Origin of the sequence: Burkholderia sp. MSMB0856, assembly GCF_001524645.2 — a bacterium.
Lineage (GTDB): Bacteria > Pseudomonadota > Gammaproteobacteria > Burkholderiales > Burkholderiaceae > Burkholderia > Burkholderia diffusa.
Genome location: NZ_CP013429.1, coordinates 352,061 through 376,078, shown reverse-complemented (window position 1 = coordinate 376,078; position 24,018 = coordinate 352,061). Strand labels below are relative to the sequence as shown.

24 protein-coding genes are annotated in these 24,018 nt (G+C 68.3%); 16 read left to right on the top strand and 8 right to left on the bottom strand.

The features are described 5' to 3' along the window. Window positions 1–8: 8 nt before the first annotated feature. The 4 genes from WS87_RS30475 to WS87_RS30460 are packed head-to-tail and all read left to right on the top strand — an operon-like array spanning window position 9 to window position 4,396. Window positions 9–1,145, top strand: a complete 1,137-nt coding sequence (locus WS87_RS30475; RefSeq protein ID WP_059816773.1) for an ABC transporter permease — start codon at window positions 9–11, stop codon at window positions 1,143–1,145. After that, a complete protein-coding gene (locus WS87_RS30470; RefSeq protein WP_179952360.1) occupies window positions 1,142–1,846 on the top strand; it encodes an ABC transporter ATP-binding protein in 705 nt (234 codons plus the stop codon). Before WS87_RS30475 ends, WS87_RS30470 begins: the two co-directional genes overlap by 4 nt. Continuing rightward, window positions 1,843–2,928, top strand: a complete 1,086-nt coding sequence (locus WS87_RS30465; protein WP_059700881.1) for an HlyD family secretion protein — start codon at window positions 1,843–1,845, stop codon at window positions 2,926–2,928. Before WS87_RS30470 ends, WS87_RS30465 begins: the two co-directional genes overlap by 4 nt. Next, the gene (locus WS87_RS30460) at window positions 2,906–4,396 is read left to right on the top strand and encodes an efflux transporter outer membrane subunit (RefSeq protein WP_059816777.1); all 1,491 of its coding nucleotides are present in this window, start codon (window positions 2,906–2,908) and stop codon (window positions 4,394–4,396) included. The genes WS87_RS30465 and WS87_RS30460 overlap by 23 nt, the downstream gene beginning before the upstream one ends. Before the next feature lie 41 nt (window positions 4,397–4,437). Here WS87_RS30460 and WS87_RS30455 read toward each other — a convergent pair whose 3' ends face one another. Continuing rightward, entirely contained in the window at window positions 4,438–4,887 is a 450-nt protein-coding gene (locus WS87_RS30455; RefSeq protein ID WP_059816779.1) for a hypothetical protein, read from the bottom strand. 269 nt (window positions 4,888–5,156) lie between these two features. Here WS87_RS30455 and WS87_RS30450 point away from each other — a divergent pair, with 269 nt between their 5' ends. After that, window positions 5,157–6,560 carry an MBL fold metallo-hydrolase RNA specificity domain-containing protein gene (locus tag WS87_RS30450; protein WP_059817341.1) on the top strand — a complete coding sequence of 468 codons (1,404 nt, stop codon included), beginning with the start codon at window positions 5,157–5,159 and terminating at the stop codon, window positions 6,558–6,560. Window positions 6,561–6,641: 81 nt separating this feature from the next. Here the strand turns inward: WS87_RS30450 and WS87_RS30445 are convergent, their stop codons facing one another. The 5 genes from WS87_RS30445 to WS87_RS30425 are packed head-to-tail and all read right to left on the bottom strand — an operon-like array spanning window position 6,642 to window position 11,790. After that, window positions 6,642–7,682, bottom strand: coding sequence for a zinc-dependent alcohol dehydrogenase family protein (locus WS87_RS30445; protein WP_059816781.1), 1,041 nt, complete (start codon window positions 7,680–7,682; stop codon window positions 6,642–6,644). Continuing rightward, on the bottom strand, window positions 7,679–8,710 hold the full coding sequence (locus WS87_RS30440; RefSeq protein ID WP_059816783.1) for a bifunctional enoyl-CoA hydratase/phosphate acetyltransferase: 1,032 nt from the start codon (window positions 8,708–8,710) through the stop codon (window positions 7,679–7,681). The genes WS87_RS30445 and WS87_RS30440 overlap by 4 nt, the downstream gene beginning before the upstream one ends. Further along, window positions 8,707–10,527, bottom strand: coding sequence for a PHA/PHB synthase family protein (locus WS87_RS30435; RefSeq protein WP_059816785.1), 1,821 nt, complete (start codon window positions 10,525–10,527; stop codon window positions 8,707–8,709). Before WS87_RS30435 ends, WS87_RS30440 begins: the two co-directional genes overlap by 4 nt. Further along, window positions 10,524–11,270 (bottom strand): beta-ketoacyl-ACP reductase, encoded by a 747-nt coding sequence (locus WS87_RS30430; RefSeq protein ID WP_059816788.1) that lies wholly within the window; start codon window positions 11,268–11,270, stop codon window positions 10,524–10,526. The genes WS87_RS30435 and WS87_RS30430 overlap by 4 nt, the downstream gene beginning before the upstream one ends. Next, window positions 11,260–11,790: a hypothetical protein gene (locus tag WS87_RS30425; RefSeq protein ID WP_059816791.1), complete on the bottom strand. Its 531-nt coding sequence runs from the start codon at window positions 11,788–11,790 to the stop codon at window positions 11,260–11,262. Before WS87_RS30425 ends, WS87_RS30430 begins: the two co-directional genes overlap by 11 nt. A 190-nt stretch (window positions 11,791–11,980) precedes the next feature. Here WS87_RS30425 and WS87_RS30420 point away from each other — a divergent pair, with 190 nt between their 5' ends. The 4 genes from WS87_RS30420 to WS87_RS30405 all read left to right on the top strand — a co-directional run bounded on the left by WS87_RS30420 (window position 11,981) and on the right by WS87_RS30405 (window position 15,434). Continuing rightward, window positions 11,981–12,820 carry a universal stress protein gene (locus tag WS87_RS30420; RefSeq protein WP_059816794.1) on the top strand — a complete coding sequence of 280 codons (840 nt, stop codon included), beginning with the start codon at window positions 11,981–11,983 and terminating at the stop codon, window positions 12,818–12,820. An 8-nt stretch (window positions 12,821–12,828) separates the two neighbouring features. Next, window positions 12,829–14,031 (top strand): acetate/propionate family kinase, encoded by a 1,203-nt coding sequence (locus WS87_RS30415; protein ID WP_059816797.1) that lies wholly within the window; start codon window positions 12,829–12,831, stop codon window positions 14,029–14,031. 69 nt (window positions 14,032–14,100) lie between these two features. Beyond that, entirely contained in the window at window positions 14,101–14,604 is a 504-nt protein-coding gene (locus tag WS87_RS30410) for a universal stress protein (RefSeq protein WP_059816799.1), read from the top strand. Beyond that, window positions 14,601–15,434 carry a universal stress protein gene (locus WS87_RS30405; protein WP_059452445.1) on the top strand — a complete coding sequence of 278 codons (834 nt, stop codon included), beginning with the start codon at window positions 14,601–14,603 and terminating at the stop codon, window positions 15,432–15,434. The genes WS87_RS30410 and WS87_RS30405 overlap by 4 nt, the downstream gene beginning before the upstream one ends. Before the next feature lie 50 nt (window positions 15,435–15,484). Here the strand turns inward: WS87_RS30405 and WS87_RS30400 are convergent, their stop codons facing one another. Further along, complete coding sequence (locus WS87_RS30400) at window positions 15,485–15,955, bottom strand: universal stress protein (RefSeq protein ID WP_059816801.1); 471 nt, start codon at window positions 15,953–15,955, stop codon at window positions 15,485–15,487. A gap of 247 nt (window positions 15,956–16,202) precedes the next feature. Here WS87_RS30400 and WS87_RS30395 point away from each other — a divergent pair, with 247 nt between their 5' ends. The 3 genes from WS87_RS30395 to fnr all read left to right on the top strand — a co-directional run bounded on the left by WS87_RS30395 (window position 16,203) and on the right by fnr (window position 20,038). Then, complete coding sequence (locus tag WS87_RS30395; RefSeq protein ID WP_059816804.1) at window positions 16,203–18,197, top strand: PAS domain S-box protein; 1,995 nt, start codon at window positions 16,203–16,205, stop codon at window positions 18,195–18,197. Then, complete coding sequence (locus WS87_RS30390; protein ID WP_059816805.1) at window positions 18,194–18,841, top strand: response regulator; 648 nt, start codon at window positions 18,194–18,196, stop codon at window positions 18,839–18,841. Before WS87_RS30395 ends, WS87_RS30390 begins: the two co-directional genes overlap by 4 nt. A 423-nt stretch (window positions 18,842–19,264) precedes the next feature. After that, a complete protein-coding gene (gene fnr / locus WS87_RS30385; RefSeq protein WP_059816807.1) occupies window positions 19,265–20,038 on the top strand; it encodes a fumarate/nitrate reduction transcriptional regulator Fnr in 774 nt (257 codons plus the stop codon). Window positions 20,039–20,063: 25 nt separating this feature from the next. Here the strand turns inward: fnr and WS87_RS30380 are convergent, their stop codons facing one another. Next, on the bottom strand, window positions 20,064–21,053 hold the full coding sequence (locus WS87_RS30380) for a zinc-dependent alcohol dehydrogenase family protein (protein ID WP_059816809.1): 990 nt from the start codon (window positions 21,051–21,053) through the stop codon (window positions 20,064–20,066). A gap of 172 nt (window positions 21,054–21,225) precedes the next feature. Between WS87_RS30380 and WS87_RS30375 the strand changes: the two genes are divergently transcribed. From WS87_RS30375 to WS87_RS30360, 4 genes are all read left to right on the top strand, one after another. Beyond that, on the top strand, window positions 21,226–22,233 hold the full coding sequence (locus tag WS87_RS30375) for an Acg family FMN-binding oxidoreductase (protein WP_059816812.1): 1,008 nt from the start codon (window positions 21,226–21,228) through the stop codon (window positions 22,231–22,233). Window positions 22,234–22,252: 19 nt separating this feature from the next. Further along, a complete protein-coding gene (locus tag WS87_RS30370; protein WP_059816814.1) occupies window positions 22,253–22,588 on the top strand; it encodes a c-type cytochrome in 336 nt (111 codons plus the stop codon). A gap of 22 nt (window positions 22,589–22,610) precedes the next feature. Further along, on the top strand, window positions 22,611–23,639 hold the full coding sequence (locus WS87_RS30365) for an LOG family protein (RefSeq protein WP_059816816.1): 1,029 nt from the start codon (window positions 22,611–22,613) through the stop codon (window positions 23,637–23,639). Window positions 23,640–23,779: 140 nt separating this feature from the next. Further along, entirely contained in the window at window positions 23,780–24,013 is a 234-nt protein-coding gene (locus WS87_RS30360; RefSeq protein ID WP_059816818.1) for a hypothetical protein, read from the top strand. Window positions 24,014–24,018 lie beyond the last annotated feature (5 nt).

Below are 24,018 nucleotides of genomic sequence, written 5' to 3'. Positions count from 1 at the left end.
TCGCGATCATGAACGGCATTCTGCGTCTCGCGTTCAAGCTGCTCGTCAACGACAGCGCGAAATTCACCGCGCTGACCGTCGGCATCACGTTCTCGGTGCTGCTGATGATCGAGATGACGTCGCTGTTCGCCGGCATCCTGAACAAGTCGTCGGCGTCGGTCATCAATATCGGCGCGAAGGTCTGGGTGATGGACCCGGCCGTGAAGACGATCGCGAACAGCATCGGCATGCCCGACTACGTGCTCGACGCCGTGCGCAGCATCGACGGCGTCAAGTATGCGGTGCCGCTCTATTCCGGCGGCGCGCTCGTCAAGCTGCGCTCCGGCACGTACCAGGCCGTGACGGTCGTCGGCCTCGACGACGCCAGCCTGCTCGGCCGTCCGACGATGCTGCAGGGCCGCATCGAGGACATTTACGCGGAAAACGGCTTCATCGCGATTCAGGATCCCGAGTTTCGGAAGCTCGAGAATCCGTCCGTCGGCACCGATTTCGAGTTGAACGATCATCGCGGCGTGATCGTCGGCATCGCGAAGGTCGCCGCGAGCGGCCTGTTCGGCACGCCGACGCTTTACACCACCTACGCCCGCGCGATCCGCTACATTCCGTCGCCGCGCTTCACGACCTCGTACATCCTCGTCGAGCCGAAGTCGGATGCGGACATCGCCCACATCAAGGCCGTCGTGCAATCGCTCGGCTATCGGGCGTACACGCGCGACGAATTCATCGCGCAGATCTCGCGCTTTTACAAGTACGAGACGGGGCTCGGCACCAACATCATGCTGATGACGATCATCAGCTTCATCATCGGCCTGTCGATTTCAGGGCAGACGTTCTACGCGTTCATCCTCGAGAACCTGGATAAATTCGGCGCGCTGAAGGCGATCGGCGCGAAAAGCCGCGAGCTGGTCGCGATGATTTTGTTCCAGGCCACGTTCACCGCGCTGACCGGCTACGGCATCGGCGTCGGGCTGTGCGTGCTGATGATCAGTCTCGCGAAACTGCGGATTCCCGACTATGCGGCGCTCGTTACGTACGGCAACCTGTTGCTCGCGTTCGGGATGGTGGTCGTGATCGCGACGATCTCGAGCTATCTCGGCGTGCGGCGCGTGCTGCGCATCGAGCCGTTCGACATCTTCCGGGGCTGACGATGGCCGGCATCGCGATCGACGCGCGCGGCGTCAGCAAGTGGTTCGGCGAAGGCGATGCGCGCACGCAGGCATTGCGCGACGTGTCGATGCAGGCGAACTTCGGCGAAATGCTGCTGATCGTCGGGCCGTCCGGCAGCGGCAAGACGACGCTGCTCAGCGTGATCTCCGGCATCCTGCGGCCGGACGACGGTTCGGTGTCGATCGACGGTGTCGACCTGTGGGCGCAGCCGAACGACGCGATCGCCGATTTCCGGCTGAACCGGATCGGCTTCGTGTTCCAGGACTACCACCTGTTCCCGCGGCTCACGACCGCCGAGAACGTCGCGATCCCGCTGATCCTGAGGCGCCGGCCGTGGGATGACGCGATCAAGGAAGCGCACGCGTATCTGGACGTGGTCGGCCTCGCGAACCGCGCGCAATTGCCGCCCGTGAAGCTGTCCGGCGGCGAACAGCAGCGCGTCGCGATCGCGCGCGCGATCGTCAGCCAGCCCGACCTGCTGATCCTCGACGAACCGACCGCGTCGCTCGACGGCGACACGGGCCGCATGATCATCGACTTCGTCAAGCACAAGGTGCTCAACGACACGCGCTGCATCGTGATCGTCACGCACGACGCGCGGATCTTCGAGTACGCGGATCGCGTCCTGCGGATGGAAGACGGCATGCTGAACGGCATCGAGCGTGGAGGTGCGAGATGAAGCACCGGCTCGTGTTCGTGGCGGCCCTGCTCGGCTTCCTGGCAAGCGTCGTCGCCGCGTGGGTCTACAGCCGCCAGGAGCCGCCGCAGCCGCCGGTATTCAAGCCGGCCGCCAATCCGTACGCACGCGGCGTCTATGCGAACGGCATCGTCGAGAGCGAGCAGCCGGCCGGCGCGAACGTGAACGTCTATCCGGACGTCTCCGGTGCCGTGACGCGCATCCTCGTGCACGACGGCGATCCGGTGAAGGCCGGCGACGCGCTGCTGGCGATCGACGACTCGGTGCAACGCGCGACCGCCGCCCAGCTCGCGGCACAGGCCGACGCGGCAGCCGCGCTGCTCGACGAGCTGAAGGCGCAGCCGCGCCGCGAGGTGCTCGACGTGGCCAGCGCGCAGACCACGGCCGCACAGGCGAGCCTGAAGCTCGCGCAGGATCAGTACGACAAGCAGCGGCACGCGTACGACATCGATCCGAAAGCCGTCAGCCGCGACGCGCTCGACACGGCCGCGAACGCGGTGCGCGTCGCGGCGGCCAACCTGGACGTCGTGACGCGGCAGTATCGTCTGACCAAGGCCGGCGCGTGGAGCTACGACATACGCAACCAGGAAGCGCAGGCCATCGCGCTGCGGCGCGCGGCCGACGCGGCGGCCGCCCTGCTCGCCCGCTACACGCTGCGCGCGCCGGCCGACGGCACCGTTCTGGCGATGAACGCCGCCGTGGGGGCCTACCTGACCTCGCAGGGGCTGTACGACACCTATACGCGCGGCAGCACGCCGGTCGTGGTGCTCGGCACACCGGTCGACCGGTTGCAGGTGCGCTGCTACATCGACGAAATCCTGATCCACCAGCTCCCCGATCTGCATGCGTTGAAGGCGCACATGTTCGTGCGCGGCACGTCGGTCGAGGCCGATCTTCAGTTCGTGCGCGTGCAGCCGTACGTCACGCCGAAGATCGAGCTGTCCGACCAGCGCACCGAGCGCGTCGACGTGCGCGTGCTGCCGGTCATTTTCCGTATCGTGCCGAACAGGAATGTGCGGCTGTTTCCCGGGCAGATCGTCGATGTCTACGTCGCAGGCAAATAACGGCGCCCGTTGCGCGCACGCGCTGCGCCGCGGAACCGGCGCGCTGGTCGTCGCCGGGCTGCTCGCCGGATGCATGGTCGGGCCGAATTTCGTCCCGCCGCCCGCGCCGCGCGTCGCGCGCTTCGTGCCGCCCGACGATCCGGGCGCGGCGTCCGGCTCCTGGCGCGGCGATGGCCGGACCCAGGCGTTGTCGGCGGACGCGGCGCTCACACGCGACTGGTGGACGCGCTTCGGCAGCCGCGCGATCGACTCGACCGTCGCCGAAGCGCTGACCGGCAGCCCGACGCTCGATCTCGCCGAAGCGACGCTGCGGCGCAGCGAGCACGCGCTGCGGGCCGGCCAGGGCATCTTCTTTCCGCAGGTGGATGCGCAGGCCGGCGCGTCGCGCCAGCGCGCCACGCCGCTGCGCAACGGCCAGGCGGTGCCGGCGTCGATCTTCAACCTGTTCACGCTGTCGGCGACGGTCAGCTACACGCTCGACCTGTGGGGCGGCGAACGGCGCCAGGTCGAAGCGCTCGCGGCCGACGTCGATGCGCAGCGGCAAGCGCTGGCGGGCGCCTATCTGATGCTGACCGCGAACGTCGTCAATACGATGGTCGCGCGCGCGGCCTATCGCGACGAAGCCGAGGCGACGCGCGAAATGATCGGCCTGCTCGACGAGCAGATTCGTCTGACGCGCGCGCAGGTGACGGCCGGCGCGGCGGCCTACGTCGCGGTGCTGACGCTGGAATCGCAGCGGGCGTCGTTCGAGGCGACACTGCCCGCGCTCGACCAGAAACGCGCGCAGGCCGACGATCTGCTCGCGCTGCTGGCCGGCCGCTACCCGGTCGACTGGCGCACGCCGGACCTGTCGCTCGACGGGATCGAACTGCCCGCCAGCCTGCCCGACACGGCGCCGTCGTCGCTGGTGCGCCGCCGCCCCGACATCCTGCAGGCCGAGGCTCAACTGCACGTGGCCAGCGCGCAGGTCGGCGTCGCGACGGCCGCGCTCTATCCGAACCTCACGCTGTCCGCGTCGGGCGGGTTCGAAAGCGTCGTCGCCGGCAAGCTGTTCGCGCCGGCCGGCCGCGCATGGAGTGTCGGCGCCGGGCTCGCCGCGCCGATCTTTCACGGCGGCACGCTGCTGAACCAGCGGCGCGCCGCGCAGGACGCGTACGACGAAGCCGATGCGACCTATCGCCAGGTCGTCCTGTCGGCGTTCTCGCAGGTGGCCGACACGTTGCGCGCGCTCGCCAACGACGCGGCGGCGCTCGATGCGCAGGCGCGCGCGATGGCCGCGGCCCGTGACGCGCTGAAGCTCACGCAGGCCGGTTACGACGCGGGAATCGCCGGTTACGTCCAGTTGCTGGTCGCCGACGTGCAATACCATCAGGCGCGGATTGCATGGCTGCAGACGGTCGCGCAGCGGCTGCAAGACACGGTCGCGTTCTACGTCGCGCTCGGCGGCGGCTGGGGCGACGCGGGCTGACAAGCCCCACCGCACGGGCATTCAGCGCCGTTTAGCCCCATTCAGCCCGTCTGTGCCGCAACGTCGGGCCGCTGCCACGGCGGCAATTCCGCCCAGCCGAGCGGCCCGTAGACGGTGCCGCCGGCGGCCTCGATCCGTTCGACGAACGTGGCGAGCGTCGCCCCGGCCGGCACAGTCAGCGTCAGCGCATCGACGAAATCCTCGCTGCGCAGCCATGGCGCCGCGCCGTGGTTGATCTGCTGGACGCTCCATGCGTGCCCGTGCCGCCCGGCCTCGGGCGGCAACAGACCCGGCGCGTCGAACGCGACCCGCAGCAATTGCGCGCGCGAATCGCTGTACGGCGGTTTCGCGGCATTCTGGTACGGCACGTCCGCCCAGCGCTCGCCGCATTGCTCGTCGAGCGGCAAGCAGGTAAACCACGCCCAGGGCGAGCGGACGAAGCACAGCCGGTAAAGGTGTCCGGCACCATCCAGATTGGCGATCAACGACATGATGGGTTCATCCCGAAAGGTTCGTGATGCCGATACGCGCGGCGCGCACGGCATGCGCGGATAACGGGATCACGACGCCGCAAGCGCGCACGAAATCACTATCCCGCCGCCGCCGGGGCCCGAGGTTGATCGTCGTCAAACCGCACGCCGTCCGGGAATCTCGCCCGGCCGGCATGGCGATCCCGCAATCCCTGATTTCGGTCAACCGCCGCTTGCGCGTTCGGGATGTAATCGACTTACTGTTCCGTCGACTCCCGATGAGGCAATTCATGAAACTGACATTTCTCGGCGCGACCGAAACGGTGACCGGCTCGAAGTATCTGGTCGAGCACGGCAGCCGGCGCGTCCTGGTCGATTGCGGCCTGTTCCAGGGGACCAAGAACCTGCGGCTGCGCAACTGGCGAGCGCTGCCGTTCGCGCCCGACACGCTGGACGCGGTCGTGCTCACGCACGCGCATGTCGATCACACCGGCTATCTTCCGGTGCTGGTGCGCGAAGGCTATCGCGGGCCGGTGTACTGCACGGCGGCCACGGCCGAACTCTGCGACATCATGCTGCGCGACAGCGCGCGGCTGCAGGAGGAGGAAGCCGATTTCGCGAACCGGCACGGTTACTCGAAGCATCATCCGGCGCAACCGCTCTACACGCTGGACGACGCCCAGCGCGCGCTGCGCCTGCTGAAGCCGGTCGCCTTCGACGAATGCACGGCGCTGGGCGGCAGCCTGTCGTTCCGCCTGCTACCGGCCGGGCACATCCTCGGCGCGGCGAGCGTCGTGATGCACTGGGATCACAAGGTGCTTGCGTTCTCCGGTGACCTCGGCCGGTATCACGACCCGATCATGCAGCCGCCGCGCCCGCCCGCGCATGCGGACTATCTGGTCGTGGAATCGACATACGGCGACCGGCTGCATCCGGCGTCGGATCCCGAAGCCGAACTGGCCGCGATGTTCGACAAGACCTTCGCGCGCGGCGGTGTCGTCGTGATGCCCTGCTTCACCGTCGGCCGCGCGCAGGAAATCCTGCATTACATCGCGCGGCTGAAGGCGTCCGGCCGCATGGCGCGCGTCCCGGTGTTCCTCGACAGCCCGATGGCAACCGACGTGACCGAGATCTATCGTCACCATATCCTCGAGCACCGCCTGACCGTCTCGGAGGCGAACGCGCTCGGCCACGCGGCGACGATGATCCGGTCGGTGGACCAGTCGAAGGCGATCGCCGACCATCACGGCCCGATGGTCATCATCGCCGGCAGCGGCATGGCGACGGGCGGGCGCGTGCTGCATCACCTGACCCGCTACGCGCCCGATGCGCGCAACACGATCGCGCTGGTCGGCTACCAGGCCGCCGGCACGCGCGGGGCGGCACTGGCCGCGCATGAACCGACGGTGAAGATTCACGGCGAGTACGTGCGCGTGCGCGCTCAGGTCGAGATGATCACGACGCTGTCGGCTCATGGCGACTACGAAGAGATTCTGAAGTGGCTCGGCACGATGCAGTGCGCGCCCGTGCGAACGTTCGTCACGCATGGCGAACCCGCTGCCGCGGATGCGATGCGCCGGCGCATCGCGGAGACCCTGCACTGGCGGTGCGAGGTGCCGACCTACGAGCAGTGCGTCGATCTGGACGAGGTTGAATCGAACAACACGCCGGAACCTGCCGCGCTGTCGTCCTGACTGCCGGCGAATCGCGGGGCGAAACGCCCGCGCGTGACGGGAGGCGAAGGCTCCCGATTCCCGTCACACGCGGCCCGGCAATCAGCCGACTTCGATGATGACCTTCAACGCGTTGGTTTGCGCAGCGCGCCCGAACGTGTCGTACGCGCGTTCCACGTCGTCGAGCGAGAACCGGTGCGTGATCAGGCGTGCCGGATCGAGGCGCCCGGCGCCCACGGTTTTCAGCAGCATCGGCGTGCTGACCGTGTCGACGAGCCGCGTCGTGATCGAGATGTTGCGATCCCACAGCTTCTCGAGGTGCAGGTCGGCCTTGACGCCGTGCACGCCGACGTTCGCGACGACCCCGCCGGGCGCCACGAGCGACGTGCACATTTCGAACGTCGCCGGAATGCCGACCGCTTCGATCGCGCAATCCACGCCCACGCCGTCGGTCAGCTTCATGACTTCCGCCACCGGGTCGCCATCGCGGCCGTCGAAGCAGTCGGTCGCGCCGAAGCGCCGCGCGACCTCCAGCCGGTTGCTGTCCGGATCGATCATGATGATCCGCGCGGGCGAATAGAACTGCGCGGTCAGCAACGCGGCCAGCCCGATCGGGCCGGCGCCGACGATCGCGACCGAGCAGCCCGGCTGCACCTTGCCGTTCAGCACGCCGCATTCGAATCCGGTCGGCAGGATGTCGGACAGCATCACGAGCGCGTCCTCGTCCGCGCCGGCCGGGATCCGGTACAGGCTGGTCGACGCATGCGGGATGCGCACGAACTCGGCCTGCGTGCCGTCGATCCGGTTGCCGAGGATCCAGCCGCCGGTCGTGCAATGCGAATAGATTCCGCGGCGGCAGTATTCGCAGCGGCCGCACGACGAGATACATGAAATCAGCACGTGATCGCCCGGCTTCAGCGAATCGACCGCGGCGCCGACCTGCTCGACGATCCCCACGCCTTCATGGCCGAGAATGCGGCCCGGTTCGCACGTCGGCACGTCGCCCTTGAGGATGTGCAGATCGGTGCCGCAGATCGTCGTACGCGTCACGCGGACGATCGCGTCGGTGGGCGACTGCAATTCCGGTTTGGGTCGCCGTTCGAGCGCCTTGCGCCCGGGGCCGTGATAAACGAGTGCTTTCATCGCGATTCCTCCATCGAAAGGGGGGCCTGTTCAGGCATCGGGGCGGTGTCGTGCCGGACCTGCGCCAGCAACACCGCGAGCGCACAGGAGGCGACGCGGACGGCGACGCCGTCGGCGCGGCTCGTCAGCACGATCGGCACGCGCGCGCCCACGACGACGCCCGCGTTCGCGGCACCGCCCAGGTATTCGAGCTGCTTCGCGAGCATGTTGCCCGCTTCGATATCGGGCACGACCAGGATGTCGGCACGGCCGGCAACCGGAGAATCGATCCCTTTTTCGCGCGCGGCCCGCTGCGATATCGCGTTGTCGAACGCGAGCGGGCCGTCGACGATCGCCCCCGTGATCTGCCCGCGCTCGGCCATCTTCGCCAAGGCCGCCGCGTCGAGCGTCGAACGCATCGCCGGATTGACGGTCTCGACCGCGCACAGCACGGCCACGCGCGGGCAGGCAACGCCCAGCGCATGCGCGACGTCGATCGCGTTCTGCGTGATGGCCGCCTTTTGCGCGAGATCCGGCGCGATATTGACAGCCGCGTCGGTGAGCAGGAACGGGCGCGGATAGGCGGGCGCCTCGATCAGGAAACAGTGAGACATGCGCTTGTCCGTGCGCAGGCCCGATTCCGCGGCGACGACCGCCCCCATCAGCTCGTCGGTATGCAGGCTGCCCTTCATCAGCGCGCCGGCGCGGCCCGACGCCGCGAGCTCCACCGCGCGGGCCGCCGCCGCGTGGCTGTGCGGCACGTCCTCGATCGTCCATTTCGCCAGATCGACGCCCGCCTCGTCCGCCACGCGCGACACCTTCGCGCGCGGCGCGACGATCAGCGGCTCGATCGACGCGCCCAGCGGCGACGCATCCAGCGCGGCAAGCGCGACGAGACTGGCCGCGTCGCACGGATGCACGATGGCCATCGTCAGCGGCGGCGCATGACGCGCACGCGCGATCAGCTCGGGCAGTTCGCCATCCGCGCGCGGCAACAGGCCGGGCAGGCGCGCGCCGACGGACACATCCGGATGCAGGTTCATGTTCACGTCTCGAGCACGTAGGTGCCGGGTGCCGCGCCGAAACCGGCGGCCGGCACGCGTGCCGGCACGTCGCCCGACGAATGCGCGCGCAACCAGTCGCGCCAGCACGTCCACCACGATCCGTCGACCGCGGGCGTTTCGCTCACGAAGTCGTGCCGGCTCCGGTAAGGCGCGCCGTGCTCGCGCGTCGCGCAGCGATAGTGGCGCCCCGGATGACCGGGCTCGGACACGATGCCGGCATTGTGGCCGCCGGAGGTCAGTACGAACGTCAGCGCATGGTGCGTGAGCAGATGCAGCTTGTAGACGGAACGCCAGGGCGACACGTGATCGCGTTCGGTTCCGACCACGAACGTCGGCACGTCGATATCCGACAGCGCGACCGGTCGCCCGTCGACGCAGTAACGGCCGGCCGCGAGATCGTTGTCGAGAAAGAGCCGCGTCAGGTATTCCGTATGCATCCGGTACGGCATGCGCGTGGTGTCCTCGTTCCACGACATCAGGTCGTTCGGCTTGGTGCGCGTGCCGAGCAGGTATTCGCTCATCATGCGCGACCAGATCAGGTCGCGCGCGTTCAGCAGCTGAAACGCGGCGGACATCTGCGCGCCGTCCAGGTAGCCCTGCCGCCACATCAGCGCGTCGAGCGCGGACAGTTCGCTCGCGTCGATGAAGAGGCCGAGTTCGCCGGGTTCGCTGAAATCGGTCTGGGCCGCCAGCAACGTGACGGACCGCAATGCGTCGTGCTGCCGCCCGTCGCGCGCGAGCGCCGCCGCGCCGATCGCCAGCAGCGTGCCGCCGAGGCAGTAGCCGACCGCGTGGACGGCTTCGCCGCAGATCGACCGGACGGCGTCGAGCGCCGCCATGCACCCGTCGCGCAGGTAATCGTCGAGCCCGAGCTCGCGCGCCTCCGCGCCCGGATTGCGCCACGACACGGCAAACACCGTGTAGCCGGCATCGACCAGGAAGCGGATCAGCGAATCGTGCGGCTGCAGGTCGAGGATGTAGTACTTCATGATCCACGACGGCACGATCAGGATCGGCTCGCGTGCCACGGCGGGCGTCGTCGGGTCGTATTGCAGCAGCTCGCACAACGCGTTGCGCCATACGACGCGACCCGGCGTGATCGCCACGTCGCGCCCCGGCAGATAGGCCTGTGTATCGCGGGCGCGCGTGCCGCTCGTGCGATCGAGCAGCGCGCTCGCGTCGTCCAGCCAGTTCCGGAAGCCTGCCGCGAGATTCGCGCCGCCGCTGCGCATCGTCGCGTCGAGCACGACCGGGTTGGTCGCCAGGAAATTGCCCGGCGAGCACGCGTCGAGCCACTGTCGCGCGACGAATCCGACTAGCTCCTCGTGGTGCCGTTCGACACCCGGCACGTCGCGCGTCGCGTCGCGCCACCAGCGCTGGATCGACAGGAAGCCGTCGCGATACGCGCGAAACGGCCATCCGGACCACGCGGGCGCGGCAAAGCGCGGATCGGCCTGCCCGGCGTGCACGGCCAGGCCGCTCGTGTCGGCCTCGTCGCCTTCACCCTCGCCCCGGCTTGCGGCCGGTGCGGCGGCAGCCAGCCACGCCTGCGTCGCGAGCTCGAAGCATTTTCCCGGCGATACGGCGAGATGCGCGCCCCAGTCGAGCATGGCCAGCGCCATCGACACGGGCGACAGCCCGAAGGTCATCGCGGCCACGTTCGCATGCGCGGCGCGGTTCCATTGTTCGGCGGACGACGTACGGACCGGCGTGCATTCAGCCGCGCGCGACGCCGGTTCGCTCGTACTCGTTGGCCGCATCGTTTCGTGCCCGATCGGCAAGCGCATGACGGATGCTTTCATCGCATGTGCATGCCGCCGTTGACGTCGAATTCCGCGCCGGTCGCGAACGCCCCCGCGTCGGAACACAGGAACGCGACGAGCTCGGCGATTTCGCCAGGATTGCCGAGGCGGCCGACCGGAATCTGCGGCAGGATCTTCGTGTCGAGCACTTCCTTCGGCACCGTCTCGAGCATCGCGGTCGCCAGATAGCCGGGCGCAACGGTGTTGACCGTGATGCCGCGGCGCGCGAGTTCGAGCGCCAGTGTCTTCGTGAAGCCATGGATGCCGGCCTTCGCGGCCGCGTAATTCGCCTGCCCGTAGGCGCCGCGCGTGCCGTTCACCGAGCCGACGTTCACGATCCGCCCGAAGCCGGCCGCGATCATGCCGGGCACGAACGGCTTCGTCATGTTGAACATGCCGTCGAGATTGGTGCGCAGCACCGCATCCCACATGCTCTTGGTCATCTTCACGAAGGTGGCGTCGTGCGTGATCCCGGCGTTGTTGACGAGCACGTCGACATGCCCAAACTCCGCCAGCACTCGCGCCGCGCAGTGCTGGCACGAATCGTAATCGGCGACGTCGACCTCGAACGCGTGGAACGTCCTGCCCGCCTCGCGTTCGTGCGTGAGCCACGTCGCGACGTGGTCGTTGCCTTCCGTATGCGACACCGCCACCTTCATGCCGGCATCGTGCAGGCGCCGGCTGATCGCGGCGCCGAGCCCGCCCATGCCGCCCGTGACGAACGCGACGCGGTCAGCGCACATGGTCGTTCTCCCGTGCGCCGCTCGTGCCATTCAGGCGGCGGGGGGAAACCGGCGCCCCTTCGTTCGCGTCCTCGATTCCGTGCTCCAGTGCCGTCATCCATTCCGCCCACGGCATGCTGGCTTCGTTGACCACGGCCAGTCGCTCCAGATCGGGCAACCAGTCGGTCTGATAACGCGACAGCGCGCCTGCGCCGTATTCGCGCGCCCAAGTGCGCCATGCGCCGGCGCTCTCGTATTGCGCACGCATGCACAGCTCGGTCGCATCCTGCCAGATCGCGACGCTCGCGAACGCGTAGTCGCGCATCACCTGGCGGGTCGCTTCGCCGAAGGCCGTCCACTCCTTCGTATCCGCAAGCGCCTGCTGCAGGTGACGAACCGCGTCGCGGTCGCGCTCGATGCGCCGCCCCGCCAGCGCATGCCATTCATGCTGCCAGTCGCGGTTCAGCGCGACCATGCGCAACGCGAGATCGCAGCCCGCGCGGCAGACGTCATTCGGTGTCGTCAAAGCGTACGTACTCATCGGCTTTCCTCTTTCGATCCGGTCAATGGGTTGGCCTTCCGCCTCATGCCGCCTGCCCGGGATCGGCATCGCGACCGCTTCACTGTGCGGGCATCGCGCAAGGGAGCCGTTGATCTGAGTCAAGTACGCGGAAACCCTGCTCCGTAGACTGGATTGCACTGGCGGTTCCCCCGTCGATGGAGCGATCCCGATGAGCTACAAGAGCATAGTCGTGCACCTCGATTCGAGCGCCCGCGCGCATTCGCGGCTCGAATTCGCGTTGCGTCTCGCCCGGCGCTTCGGTGCGCATCTGACCGGCCTGTACGCGGTCTACACGCCGGAACCGCATTCGTTCTACGTGATGGCCGGGTCCGCCGATTACTTCCGTGAGCACCGCGAACAGCGCGACGAACGGCTCGCGGCCCTGGAACGCCTGTTCCATGCGGAGACGGCCCGCGCGAAAGTGCCGGCCGCATGGGTGTGTGCCGACGATCGCGCGAACCTGGCCGTGCCGCGCGCCGCCCGCCTGGCGGACCTCGTGATCGCGGGCCAGAGCGACCCGAACGATCCCGAGACCTTCATCGACGACCAGTTTCCGGAAAACCTCGTGCTGTCCGCCGGTCGCCCGGTGCTGTTCATGCCGTACGCCGGCGAATTCCCGTCGATCGGCGAACGGGTGTTCGTCGCGTGGGACGGCAGCCGGGAAGCGGCCCGCGCGGCGCACGACGCGATCCCCTTTCTCGAACACGCGAAGCGCACGACGGTCGCCGCCGTGATCGACGGCGATTCGGAAGCGGCAACCACGCGCATTCCGGCCGCCGACGCCGCGCTGATGCTGGCGCGCCATGCACGCGACGTGAACGTGCTCGACATCGATTCCGGCGCCGGCTCGGCGATCGGCGACACGTTGCTGTCGCGCGCGTATGAAACGGGTTCCGATCTGCTCGTGATGGGCGCCTACGGCCATCCGCGCTGGCGCGAGCTGGTAATGGGCGGCGCCACGCGCACGGTGCTGGCGTCGATGACGCTGCCGGTGCTGATGTCGCACTGAGCCGGCCGATGCGTACGCTCGCACTGCTCGTCGTCAATGCCGGTTCATCGAGCGTCAAGTTCTCGATCTTCGCGTATCCGCCGCACGGCGATCCCGTGCGGCGGCCGTTGCACGACGGCGAAGCGGTCGCGGCCGGCAACAGCGTGTCGATCCGCTTCGACGCCGAGCCGGACGGTTCGCTGCCGCTCGGCACGGACGACGATCCCTACCGCGCCGTGCTCGCGCAGATCGCGACATGGATCCGCGTGAAGTTGCCGCATGTCACGCTGGGCGCGATCGCGCACCGCGTCGTGCACGGCGGCGCGCGATACGTGGAGCCGGTGGTCGTCGACGACGACGTGCTGGACGCGCTGCGCACGCTGACGCCGCTCGCGCCGTTGCATCAGCCGCACAGCCTGGATGCGATCGACGCGCTGCGCGACGCGTTTCCGGACGTCCCGCAGATCGCCGTGTTCGACACGGCGTTTCATCGCACGCTGCCGCGCGTCGAGCAGCTGCTGCCGTTGCCGCACACGTGGTTCGACCAGGGCGTGCGCCGCTACGGGTTCCATGGCCTGTCGTACGAATACCTGTCCGTCGCGCTCGCCGAATCGTTCGGCGAGCGTGCGCATGGCCGCGTGATCGCCGCCCATCTCGGCAGCGGTGCGAGCCTGTGCGCGCTGCGCGACTGCCGCAGCGTCGCGACGACCATGGGCTTCTCCGCGCTCGACGGATTGATGATGAGCACCCGCTGCGGAACGCTCGACCCCGGCGTCGTCCTGCACCTGCTCGACGTCGACAAGCTGTCCGGCGACGCACTGGGACACATGCTGTATCACGAGTCCGGGCTCAAGGGCGTGTCGGGGGCATCCGGCGACCCGCGCGTGCTGCTCGCGCGCGAAGCAGCCGGCGACGCGCCGGCCCGCGACGCGCTGGCGCTGTACGTCCATCGCATCGTGCGCGAGACCGGCGCGCTGACCGCGCTGCTCGGCGGTCTCGACATGCTCGTCTTCACCGCCGGCATCGGCGAACACTCGGCGGAATTGCGCGCGCGGATTTGCGCGGCGCTCGGCTGGCTCGGCGTCGCGCTCGACGCGCGCGCGAATGCCGCACATGCGCATGTGGTGTCGTCCGCGTCGAGCGCGGTCACGGTGGTCGTCGAGCCGACCAACGAAGCGTGGGTCGCGGCGCGCGCCGCGGTGCGCGTGCTGCGCGGCAACCGCGACGGTTGATCCAGATCAGCGCACTCGGCGTGCGCGCGCCGATGATGATTGCATCAACATCCGTTCAAGGGAATCGTCATGTACTCGAACATTCTGGTTGCGCTCGACGGCAGCGATACGTCGTCCCGCGCACTCGACGCCGCGCTGAATCTCGCGTCGGAGACGGGTGCACGGCTGACCCCCGTCTATGTCGTCGATTTCCTGGTGCCGGCTTACGACACGTACGGATACGACCCGTCGATCCTGATCGATGCATTCCGCGAGGAAGGGCTGCGCGTCACGGAGGACGCAGCGAAACGCATGAAGGCGCGTGACGTGGCCGGCACGCCGCGGATTTCCAATGTCGCGCCGTCGGGTGAAGACGTCGCGCAACACATTGTCGCGCTCGCCGGCGAGATCAAGGCCGACCTGATCGTGATGGGCACGCACGGCCGGCGCGGCTTCCAGCGCCTCTTCCTCGGCAGCGTGGCCGAGCGCGTGCTGCGTCAGGCCACGTGCCCGGTCCTGATGATTCCGGCGAGCTGCGCCGCGAAGGCGTCCGCCGAGACCACTGCGGCATCAACCGAAAAGGAGCCGTCATGAGCTACAAGACCCTGCTCGTCCATCTCGACGACAGCGAGCGCTGTGCGACGCGCGTCGACCTCGCGCTCGAACTCGCGGGACGCTGGAACGCCCATCTGATCGGCCTCTACGTGGTTTGCCAGGACCTGTTCGAGCCGTTGCGGCGGCCCGACGAACCGCTGAAGCTGGCCGTCTACGAACGCCTGTGCGACCAGCGGCGCAAGGAAGCGGAAGAAAGATTCCTGATCGCCGCCGAACGCGCCGGACGCAGCGTCGAATGGCAGGCGCCGACCGGCAACGCCACCGAGGCCGCGGTCCTGCATGCACGCCACGCCGATCTGCTGGTGCTCGGCCAGGAGAACCCCGACGACCGTCTGACCTACGTCGCACGTCATTTCGTCGAGGACGTCGTGATGGGCAGCGGACGCCCGGCGCTCGTCGTGCCCTACGCGGGCGACGTGCGAACGCTCGGCGAGAACGTGCTGATCGGCTGGGACGGCGGGCGCGAAGCCGCCCGCGTGATGGCCGACGCCCTGCCGCTGCTCGCCCGCGCGCGCTTCGTCAACGTCGAGACGGTCAGCCGCGGGCAACCCGATCCGGACAAGACGCCGGCGGGCGTCGACGTCGCCGCGTATCTCGAACGGCACGGCATTCGCGCGTCGTTCTCGACCACGCCGCGCCAACGGTCGGTGAGCGTGGGCGCGACGCTGCTGAACCGGGTGACCGACCTGCACGCGGATCTGCTGGTGATGGGCCTGTACAGCCACGCGCGCATGCACGAACGCGTGCTCGGCGGTGCCACCCGCACGATCCTCGAAACGATGACGGTGCCGGTCCTGCTGTCTCACTGATCGCGCGAAAACGGGCAGCCGCTTGCGGCTGCCCGCCTCTTGTCACACCCTCACAGCACGCCGGCACACGCGCCCGGCCCTTCGCGTACGACCAGCACCGGCCGGTCCGCGATGCGCACGAGCGATTCGGCGACGCTGCCGAGCAACGCACGGCGCACGCCGCGCCGGCCATGCGTGCCCATCACGATCAGGTCCGCGTTGCATTCGGCGGCGGCTCGCGCGAGCACGTCTGAGATGTCCTCTCCGCATGCGTCGATCGTTTGCGCGACGCCGCGTACGCCGGACAGCTGGAACGCGGTTTCCGCGTCCGAGACCGCGATCGCGGCCTTGTCCGCGTCCAGGCCTGCCGGGTCACGCTGGTCGATATAGCCGCTGTCGACGTCGGCCAGCCGCGGCGCATCCGATACCACGCACATGGCGATGACCAGGCTGCCCGAGTCGCGGGCGAGCGAAATCGCCTCGTCGAGCGCGAGCCGCGCACCGCGGCTGCCGTCGAGTGCCGCAAAGATCCTCTGGTACATGGCGCCTCCCTGCCGTCGTCCCGGTTCGATCGGTTCCTGAAACCAGTCTGATCCCGGCGGGCGCCTTTCCGTTGACACGGGTCAAACACGCACGGCGCCGCCCGTGCGCATCGGTCCCGATTGGCGAACGTCGGTAAACCGCGCACAATCAGGGCGATATTGCAGTTGCGGCCTGCCCGGCTGTTCGTGCCTCGTGTCCGGCCCGCCGCCAGCCAGCCACCGACGAAGTCCGTCAGGATGAACGGCAATGACAACGAATTCGCCCCCCTCCAGGGCCGGGCCGGCGTCGCACCGGATCCCGCCCGCGCGATATGCAGCCATGGCCGCGCTGCTGACGCTGGCGCTTGGCCTGACTGCAACGTTTGCGGCGTCCCGGGCACTGCAGAACGGGGCACAGCGCGCCGCGCAGGCGAGGTTCGAGCAAACCGCGACGCTCGCGACGGCCGACCTGCGGCGCACGCTCCTCGGCGCGGCTGCCGTTTTGCGCGGCGCGCACGGCTTCGCGTCGACGCTGCCCGCGCCGCAATCCGGGGCCGCGTGGCGCCGCTATCTCGCCAGTCTCAATCTGGACGGATTGCAGTCGCCGGTCCGCAGTCTCGGGAGAATCGAGCCGAGCGCGGCGGACGACAATCAATCGACCCGGCAGGCACTTCAGCGCGCGGCGGAAACCGGCAGGGTCACGCTCGCCGCGAACGCGTTCCAGGACAGCACCGATGCGGCAATTGCCCGGACGGAGCTGACGCTGTACCTGCCGATTTATGCGAACGCTGAAGACATTCCTTCGTCGGGGTCGCGGCACGCGACGGCCACCGGGTACGTATATGCCGCGCTGAATCCGGACCGCCTCGTCGATGCATCCGTTCTCGATCGGTTGCACCTGGAAATCACGGCCGACAATCCGGCCGCGCCGGTGTATTCCGGCGGCTTGCGCGCCGGCGACTCGACCGCGGCCGGCGACATGCTCCAGCGAACCGATTCGCTGACGTTCGGCGGCACGCCGCTCTCGCTGCGCTACAGCGCGCCGCGCGCCGACACGTCCGGCGTCATGCCGGCCGTCCTGCTGGCCGGCACCGTGCTCTCGCTGACGCTGGCCGCGCTCGTGCGGCAGGCCGTCGCGAAACGCGGGCTCGTCGATACGCCCGCCGGCGACAGCCAGCCCACCGAGGCGCGGATGATGGGCATCATCCGGTCGTCGATGGAGGCCATCATCACCGTCGACGAACATCAGACGATCGTGATCTTCAACCCGGCCGCCGAGCACGTGTTCGGCGTCTCCGCGATGGAGGCGGTCGGCGCGCCGCTGTCCCGTTTCATCCCCGAGCGCTTTCGCGCCGCGCATGCGCGACACGTCGAGCAATTCGGCGTGACGGGCGTGTCGGAGCGCCAGATGGGGCGGCAACGCGTGCTGTTCGGCTTGCGCGGCGACGGCACCGAATTTCCGATCGAGGCGTCGATCTCGCAGATTCGCGACGGCACCGGCAAGCTGTACACAGTCATGCTGCGCGACGTGACCGAGCGGATGCGCGCGGAAAACGCCCTCAAGCAGTCGCGCGAGGAACTGCGCGACCTGTCCGCCAACCTGCAGAACGTGCGCGAGGAAGAGAAGACGCGCATCGCCCGCGAGTTGCACGACGACCTCGGCCAACAACTCACCGCGCTCAAGATGGATCTCTCCGCCGTCGAGCTGGGGCTCCGTGGTGTCGTCGCCCCCAACACCGGCGTGCGCGAGCAGCTGGGCGGCATGCATCGCCTGATCGATTCGATCGTTGCATCCGTCCGGCGCATCGCGGCCGATCTGCGGCCGGTGATGCTCGACGACCTGGGCCTCGTCCCGGCGATCGAATGGCTTGCAAACGATTTCACGCGCCGCTACCGGATCACGGTCGACCGGGACATCGCCCCCGTCGACACCGCATTTACCGGCACCGGCGCGACCACGCTGTTCCGCATCGTGCAAGAGGCGCTGACCAACGTCGCGCGACACTCGGACGCGACGAACGTGACGCTGGCATTGAAAGTGGAAGACGGATATTGCATGCTGCGCATCGCGGACAACGGTCACGGCGCGCCCGAGCACGCCGGCAATGTGCAGGACCGCCCGTCGTTCGGCCTGATCGGCATCCGCGAGCGCGCGCACATGCTCGAAGGTACGGTGACGATCGACAACCGGCCGGGCGCGGGATTCACGATCACCGTGGCGCTGCCGCTTCACGCCATCCAGCAAGGAGATGTGCTTTCATGATCAGGGTACTCATCGCCGACGATCACGCACTCGTCAGGGACGGTCTTCGACACATCCTGAAGAGCGCGAGCGGTTTCGAGGTCGTCGGGGAAGCGCAGGACAGCGCCTCGACGATCGCGCTCATACGCGACACCGACGCCAGCGTGCTGGTGCTCGATCTGTCGATGCCCGGCCGCAACGGTGTCGAACTCATCAAGCAGATCAAGGAAGAGAAGCCGGGATTGCATATCCTCGTGCTGACGATGCATGCCGAGCAGCAGTACGCGGTGCGCGCATTCCGCGCGGGCGCGTCGGGCTACATGACCAAGGAAAGCGCCAGCGCCGAACTGGTCGCCGCATTGACCAAGATCGCGGCGGGCGGCGTCTACGTCAGCCTGACCATGGCCGAGCAGTTCGCGCAGAGTCTGAACGAGCCGACCGATCTTCTCCCGCATCAGCGCCTGTCCGACCGCGAATTCGACGTCTTCCGGCGCGTCACCACCGGCGAGTCGATCTCCGAAATCGCGCAGGCGCTCTGCGTCAGCGTCAAGACCGTCAGCACGTACAAGACGCGGATCCTCGAGAAGATGCAGATGCCGAACGACACGGCACTCGTGCGCTACGCGATGCGCCACAAGCTGTTCGAGGACCCTGACGAGCTCTGACGGCGGCATCGGGCAGCGTCGCGCCCGGTCTTGATGTCCCGGCAGTATCGTTGACGACGGCCAGACGGGCGCGGCGACTCAGCGGCCGCCCTCGGCGGCCGGCGCACGGCGGCGACGTTTGCGACAAGTTGCCGCGCCTCTGTAGGAAACCCCCTACAAGACTTCCCTCTCACCTACTCCAACTTCAATTCCGGCTGATTTTCTTGACGTTGCGCAACATCCATACTGCACATCAAGAAAAACGAACCAGCGTGCCTCCCGGAGCCAAGGCAGCATCATCGACGAGACCGGTGTATCGGTCTCCCGCAGCGTCCGGTGGGGCTTTCCCGACAGGAAGGCGGCAGACACCAAGGCCGCCGGTACAACGGTCAGCGCGCCCGCGCCCGACGGCGAACCGCAGCTGCCCCCGAACTGGAGCCGATCATGCACAGCAGTGCCGAAATCTCGACGACCATGCCGTTACGCACGTTCATCCCGCTGCATCCCGTCGAACCGACGGATCAGCCCAAGCGCGCCGCGTCCCGCTGTTCGACGTGCGCATTGCGTACCGTCTGCATGCCGCCCGATCTTTCCCCCGAGGATTTCGCGCGCGTCGACGCGATGATCTGCACGACGCGCCACGTCCGGCGCGGCGAAACGCTGTTTCGGGCGGGCGACGCATTCAACAGCATCTATGCAGTGAGAACCGGATCGTTCAAGACCATCGTAATGCATCGCGACGGCGACGAGCAGATCACCGGCTTCCAGATCGTCGGCGAATCGCTCGGCCTCGACGGCGTGCACACAGGGCACCACAACGGCGACGCGATCGCGCTCGAGGACAGCACGGTCTGCATCATCCCGTTCGGCCAGCTCGAGCAGATGTGCCGCGAAGTGCGGCCGATGCAGCATCACGTGTATCAGATGATGGGCGGCGAGATCGTGCGCGAATCGTCCCAGATGCTGCTGCTCGGCACGATGAGCGCCGAGCAGCGCGTGGCCGCGTTCCTGCTGAATCTTTCCGCGCGCTTCAAGGCGCGCGGCTACTCGGCCGCGGAATTCGTGCTGCGGATGACGCGCGACGAGATCGGCGAATATCTCGGCATGAAGCTCGAAACGGTCAGCCGCATGCTGTCGAAGTTCCAGCACAAGGGGCTCGTCGCGGCGCAAGGCAAGCAGATCCGGATCGTCGATTCGGACGGCCTGCGGCAGATCTGAGCGCGCCGCGAAGCCGTCGAGCGGATCAACCGCGCATGCCCAGCACGGCGGCGCCCGATATGCGGCCGCCGCGCAGGTCGTCGAGTGCGCGGTTCGCATCGGCGAGCGCATAGCGCACCGCCTCGACCCGCAGCGGCATCGCTTCGGCGATCCGCATGAATTCGACCGCGTCCGCACGCGTCAGGTTGGCCACCGACGCGATGCGGCGTTCGCCCCACAGCCACGCGTACGGAAAGCCCGGGATGTCGCTCATGTGAATGCCGCCGCACACGACGATCCCGCCTTTGTCGACCGCGCGCAGCGCGGCCGGCACCAGTGCGCCCACCGGCGCGAAAATCAGCGCGGCATCGAGCGGCTCCGGCGGTGCTTCGTCGCTGCCGCCTGCCCACGCGGCGCCCAGCGACAGCGCGAGCTGCTGCGCCGCTGTGTCGCCGGGCTTCGTCAGCGCGAACACCTTGCGTCCTTCGAAATGCGCGACCTGCGCGACGAGATGGGCCGCCGCGCCGAAACCGTAGATGCCGATGCGGCGGGCGTCGCCCGCCATGCGCAAGGTTCGATAACCGATCAGGCCGGCGCACAGGAGCGGCGCGGCTTCCAGATCGGAATAGCGTTGCGGCAGATGCACGCAATAGCGGTGATCGGCGACCGCGCACTCGGCATAGCCGCCGTCGATCGTATAGCCGGTGAATCCGGGGCTGTCGCACAGGTTCTCGCGGCCGGACGCGCAGTACGCGCAATGCCCGCACGTCGAGCCCAGCCAGGGGACGCCCACCCGGTCGCCCACGGCAAAGCCCGTCACGCCTTCACCCAGCCGGCGCACCGTTCCGACGATTTCGTGCCCTGGAATCAGCGGCAGCTTCGGGTGTGCGAGTTCGCCATCGACGACGTGCAGATCGGTCCGGCATACGCCGCATGCGTGTACGTCGATCAGCAGCTGTCCCGCCGCGGACGACGGCTCCGGCAAGCGCGCTTCGCGCAATTGCGGTGTCGTGCCGTCAAACATCATCGCAAGCATGCTCGTCTCCCTGCGCGACGGGTGTCGCGCGCTTCGCTTCCAAGGCTAGTCGCCTGGCCCCGCCCGCGGTTGGCCCGATGACGGGCGCTTGACGTGCATCAACGGCCGCCGGACGGTTGCTGACACGATGAAGTGGCGAGACGCCGCCCGCGCGGCAACCTGGAGATGATCGATGATATCCGTTCCCCCGCTTGCCGCAAGCGCCCATCCCGACCAGCAGTTGAGGGAGTTGCTGGGCTACGCGGTGCTGGCTCCGTCCAGCCACAATTCCCAGCCGTGGCGCTTCCTGGTCAACGGCGCAACGATTTCCGTGTGCGCGGACCGCGTTCGCGCGTTGCCCGTCGTCGATCCGTTCGATCGCGAGCTGATCATCAGCTGCGGCGCGGCGTTGCTCAACCTGCGCGTCGCGCTCGATCACGCCGGGCTCGCGCACACGATCAGCACGTTTCCTTCCGAAGTCGACCCCGATCTCCTTGCGACGGTCCGGGTCTGCGACGACGGCTATTCCGATGCGTCGCTCGGCGCGCTGTTCGATGCGATTCCGGACCGCGTCACGACGCGCGCCCCGTTCGAATCGACGGCCGTGCCCGAGGAAATCCAGCATGAACTGATCGCGGCCGGCGTCGCGGAAGGCGCCGACGTCGCGTGCGTCGACTCGATCGCGCATCGCGCACGTGTCGCGGAGCTGGTCGCCGAGGCCGACCGCCAGCAGTTCTCGGACCCGCGCTTCCGGCGCGAGCTGGCGAGTTGGATCGATCCGCGCCGGCATGTCGACGGCATGCCCGCCTTCGCGGCCGGCGTGCCGACGTTGCTGGACTTCGCCGCACCCGTCGTGACGATGGCGGTACGGACCTTCGATCTCGGCAACGGGCTGGCCGCGCTGCATCACCAGCTCGTCGGCGCATCGCCGTTGATCGTGTGCATCGCGACCGTGCGCGACGATCGCGAAGCGTGGCTCGCCGCCGGCCAGGCGCTGGAGCGCATCCTGCTCGTCGCGACGCGCGCGGGCTATACCGCGTCGTACCTGAACCAGCCGATCGAGACGGCCGGGTTGCGTGCCCATTTGCGCCACATGATCGGGCTGCGCGGCGAACCGCAGTTGCTGCTTCGCGTCGGGCGCGGTCCGCATACGCTGCATTCGCCGCGTCGCCCGCTCGACGAAGTGGTGTCCTTCTCCTGATCTCGACAAGGAAACGAACATGACCATCATGCGTTGCGCCGCCCTCTGCGCGATTGCGCTGACAGCCGGCACGGCCGCCGCGCAGACGACCGTGCCCGAGCCGACCGAACTCGTCAACGCGCAGCACTGCATGTTCTGTCATACGCCGGACATGACGTTCCTCGGGCCGTCGTTTCACGAGATCGCCGAGCGCTATCGCGGCGATCCGCGTGCCACCGCGGAGCTGGAGCGCAAGCTGCGCGTCGGCGGCCGCGTGCACTGGGGCGACACGCCGATGCCGTCGGCCATCGATCGCGGCGGGCCGCTGTCTCGCGACGACGCGCATCTGCTGGTGCAATGGGTGTTGAGCCAGTGACCGTCGCGCGGCGCTTCCGTTGATGTCGACTCCCGTCAAACGCGCTTCCGCCGGCACGGCAAAAGGCGCCGCACGCCGCCGTCCCGCCCCCGTCGCGACGATCGCGAAGGCGCGCGGCAAACGGCTGCGCGTGCGGCCCGATGCCATCGTCCGCAAGGACGGCGTCAAGGCGATCCCGCGCCGCGCGCCGCGCGTCACCCAAAGCCCGAACCGCCCCCCGGCCGACGACGATGCGGCCCTTCTGCGGGGTTCCGGCATGCGCGGCATCCGGCTGCAATTCGATTACTGGAAAGCCGAGGAGCGCCTGCAGAACGAGCGGATCGGCCACGCGGTCGTGATCTACGGCAGCACGCGTATCGTCGCGCCATCGGTCGCCAACGCGCGGCTGGATGAGGCCAATCGCCTGCTCGCGGAGCGTCCGTACGACCCGAGCCGGCGGCGCGCCGTCGCGATCGCCAGCCGGCTCGTCGAATACAGCGTGTATTACCGCGTCGCGCGCGAGTTCGGGCGCATCGTCGCCCATGCCGACCGGTGCACGCGCACCGCGCGGCTCGCCATCGTCACCGGCGGCGGCCCCGGCATCATGGAAGCCGCCAACCGCGGCGCCTACGAGCGCGGCGCCCCGAGCATCGGCTTCAATATCGAGCTGCCGCGCGAACAGGCGCCGAATCCGTACATCACGCCGGATCTCCACTTCCGGTTCCACTATTTCGCGATCCGCAAGCTGCATCTGCTCGAACGCGCGAAAGCGGCCGTCTTCTTCCCCGGCGGCTACGGCACGTTCGACGAGTTGTTCGAGGTGCTGACCCTGCTGCAAACGCGCAAGATCGCACCGCTGCCGGTGATCCTCGTCGGCGAGGCGTACTGGCGCCGCGCGGTCGACCTGGCGTTTCTCGCGGACGAAGGGATGATCGACCGCCGCGATCTGGAACTGTTCACCTATTGCGAATCCGCAGCGGCGATCTGGCACGCGATCGGAAGCTGGTACGCGCGGCGCCGGGAACGCGCGCCGGCGCGCTGCAAGACGCCGGCGAAGCCACGCACGGTGTAGGAATCCGCCGACGAAGCGGGCGCGATTCCTACCGCGACTTCGGGACCGGCTGATTGAATCGGGGGCGCGCGGCAACGATACTGGAATCACGGATACCGGCCCACCGGCACACCGATCGCACAACAACCAGGAGAGACGTCATGTCACACGCCGACTATCGTTCCGATTCGGGGATGCGGGCCGCCACATCCGACACGTCCGACCCCGCCGCGCTCGACACGCTGGCACTCGTCGCGCTCGCCCGAGACGCCGGCATGCTGGTGATACTCGACGGGCAGATCGGACGCGAGCGGTACGAAAGCGTGACCGGATCGATCGCCACGCTGGCCCGCTTCGCGCAGGCGTTGCAGCTTTCCACGGTCAAGGTCGCGTGATGCCG

What these genes read in the sequence shown, in the direction of transcription:
- WS87_RS30360 (WP_059816818.1), top strand. Translation starts at nt 23,780, where the DNA reads ATGTCACACGCCGACTATCGTTCCGATTCGGGGATGCGGGCCGCCACA.
- WS87_RS30465 (WP_059700881.1), top strand. Translation starts at nt 1,843, where the DNA reads ATGAAGCACCGGCTCGTGTTCGTGGCGGCCCTGCTCGGCTTCCTGGCA.
- WS87_RS30410 (WP_059816799.1), top strand. Translation starts at nt 14,101, where the DNA reads ATGTACTCGAACATTCTGGTTGCGCTCGACGGCAGCGATACGTCGTCC.
- WS87_RS30365 (WP_059816816.1), top strand. Translation starts at nt 22,611, where the DNA reads ATGTCGACTCCCGTCAAACGCGCTTCCGCCGGCACGGCAAAAGGCGCC.
- WS87_RS30475 (WP_059816773.1), top strand. Translation starts at nt 9, where the DNA reads ATGAACGGCATTCTGCGTCTCGCGTTCAAGCTGCTCGTCAACGACAGC.
- WS87_RS30370 (WP_059816814.1), top strand. Translation starts at nt 22,253, where the DNA reads ATGACCATCATGCGTTGCGCCGCCCTCTGCGCGATTGCGCTGACAGCC.
- WS87_RS30390 (WP_059816805.1), top strand. Translation starts at nt 18,194, where the DNA reads ATGATCAGGGTACTCATCGCCGACGATCACGCACTCGTCAGGGACGGT.
- WS87_RS30430 (WP_059816788.1), bottom strand. Translation starts at nt 11,270, where the DNA reads ATGTGCGCTGACCGCGTCGCGTTCGTCACGGGCGGCATGGGCGGGCTC.
- fnr (WP_059816807.1), top strand. Translation starts at nt 19,265, where the DNA reads ATGCACAGCAGTGCCGAAATCTCGACGACCATGCCGTTACGCACGTTC.
- WS87_RS30455 (WP_059816779.1), bottom strand. Translation starts at nt 4,887, where the DNA reads ATGTCGTTGATCGCCAATCTGGATGGTGCCGGACACCTTTACCGGCTG.
- WS87_RS30425 (WP_059816791.1), bottom strand. Translation starts at nt 11,790, where the DNA reads ATGAGTACGTACGCTTTGACGACACCGAATGACGTCTGCCGCGCGGGC.
- WS87_RS30450 (WP_059817341.1), top strand. Translation starts at nt 5,157, where the DNA reads ATGAAACTGACATTTCTCGGCGCGACCGAAACGGTGACCGGCTCGAAG.
- WS87_RS30460 (WP_059816777.1), top strand. Translation starts at nt 2,906, where the DNA reads ATGTCTACGTCGCAGGCAAATAACGGCGCCCGTTGCGCGCACGCGCTG.
- WS87_RS30400 (WP_059816801.1), bottom strand. Translation starts at nt 15,955, where the DNA reads ATGTACCAGAGGATCTTTGCGGCACTCGACGGCAGCCGCGGTGCGCGG.
- WS87_RS30420 (WP_059816794.1), top strand. Translation starts at nt 11,981, where the DNA reads ATGAGCTACAAGAGCATAGTCGTGCACCTCGATTCGAGCGCCCGCGCG.
- WS87_RS30435 (WP_059816785.1), bottom strand. Translation starts at nt 10,527, where the DNA reads ATGAAAGCATCCGTCATGCGCTTGCCGATCGGGCACGAAACGATGCGG.
- WS87_RS30415 (WP_059816797.1), top strand. Translation starts at nt 12,829, where the DNA reads ATGCGTACGCTCGCACTGCTCGTCGTCAATGCCGGTTCATCGAGCGTC.
- WS87_RS30380 (WP_059816809.1), bottom strand. Translation starts at nt 21,053, where the DNA reads ATGCTTGCGATGATGTTTGACGGCACGACACCGCAATTGCGCGAAGCG.
- WS87_RS30405 (WP_059452445.1), top strand. Translation starts at nt 14,601, where the DNA reads ATGAGCTACAAGACCCTGCTCGTCCATCTCGACGACAGCGAGCGCTGT.
- WS87_RS30375 (WP_059816812.1), top strand. Translation starts at nt 21,226, where the DNA reads ATGATATCCGTTCCCCCGCTTGCCGCAAGCGCCCATCCCGACCAGCAG.
- WS87_RS30445 (WP_059816781.1), bottom strand. Translation starts at nt 7,682, where the DNA reads ATGAAAGCACTCGTTTATCACGGCCCCGGGCGCAAGGCGCTCGAACGG.
- WS87_RS30395 (WP_059816804.1), top strand. Translation starts at nt 16,203, where the DNA reads ATGACAACGAATTCGCCCCCCTCCAGGGCCGGGCCGGCGTCGCACCGG.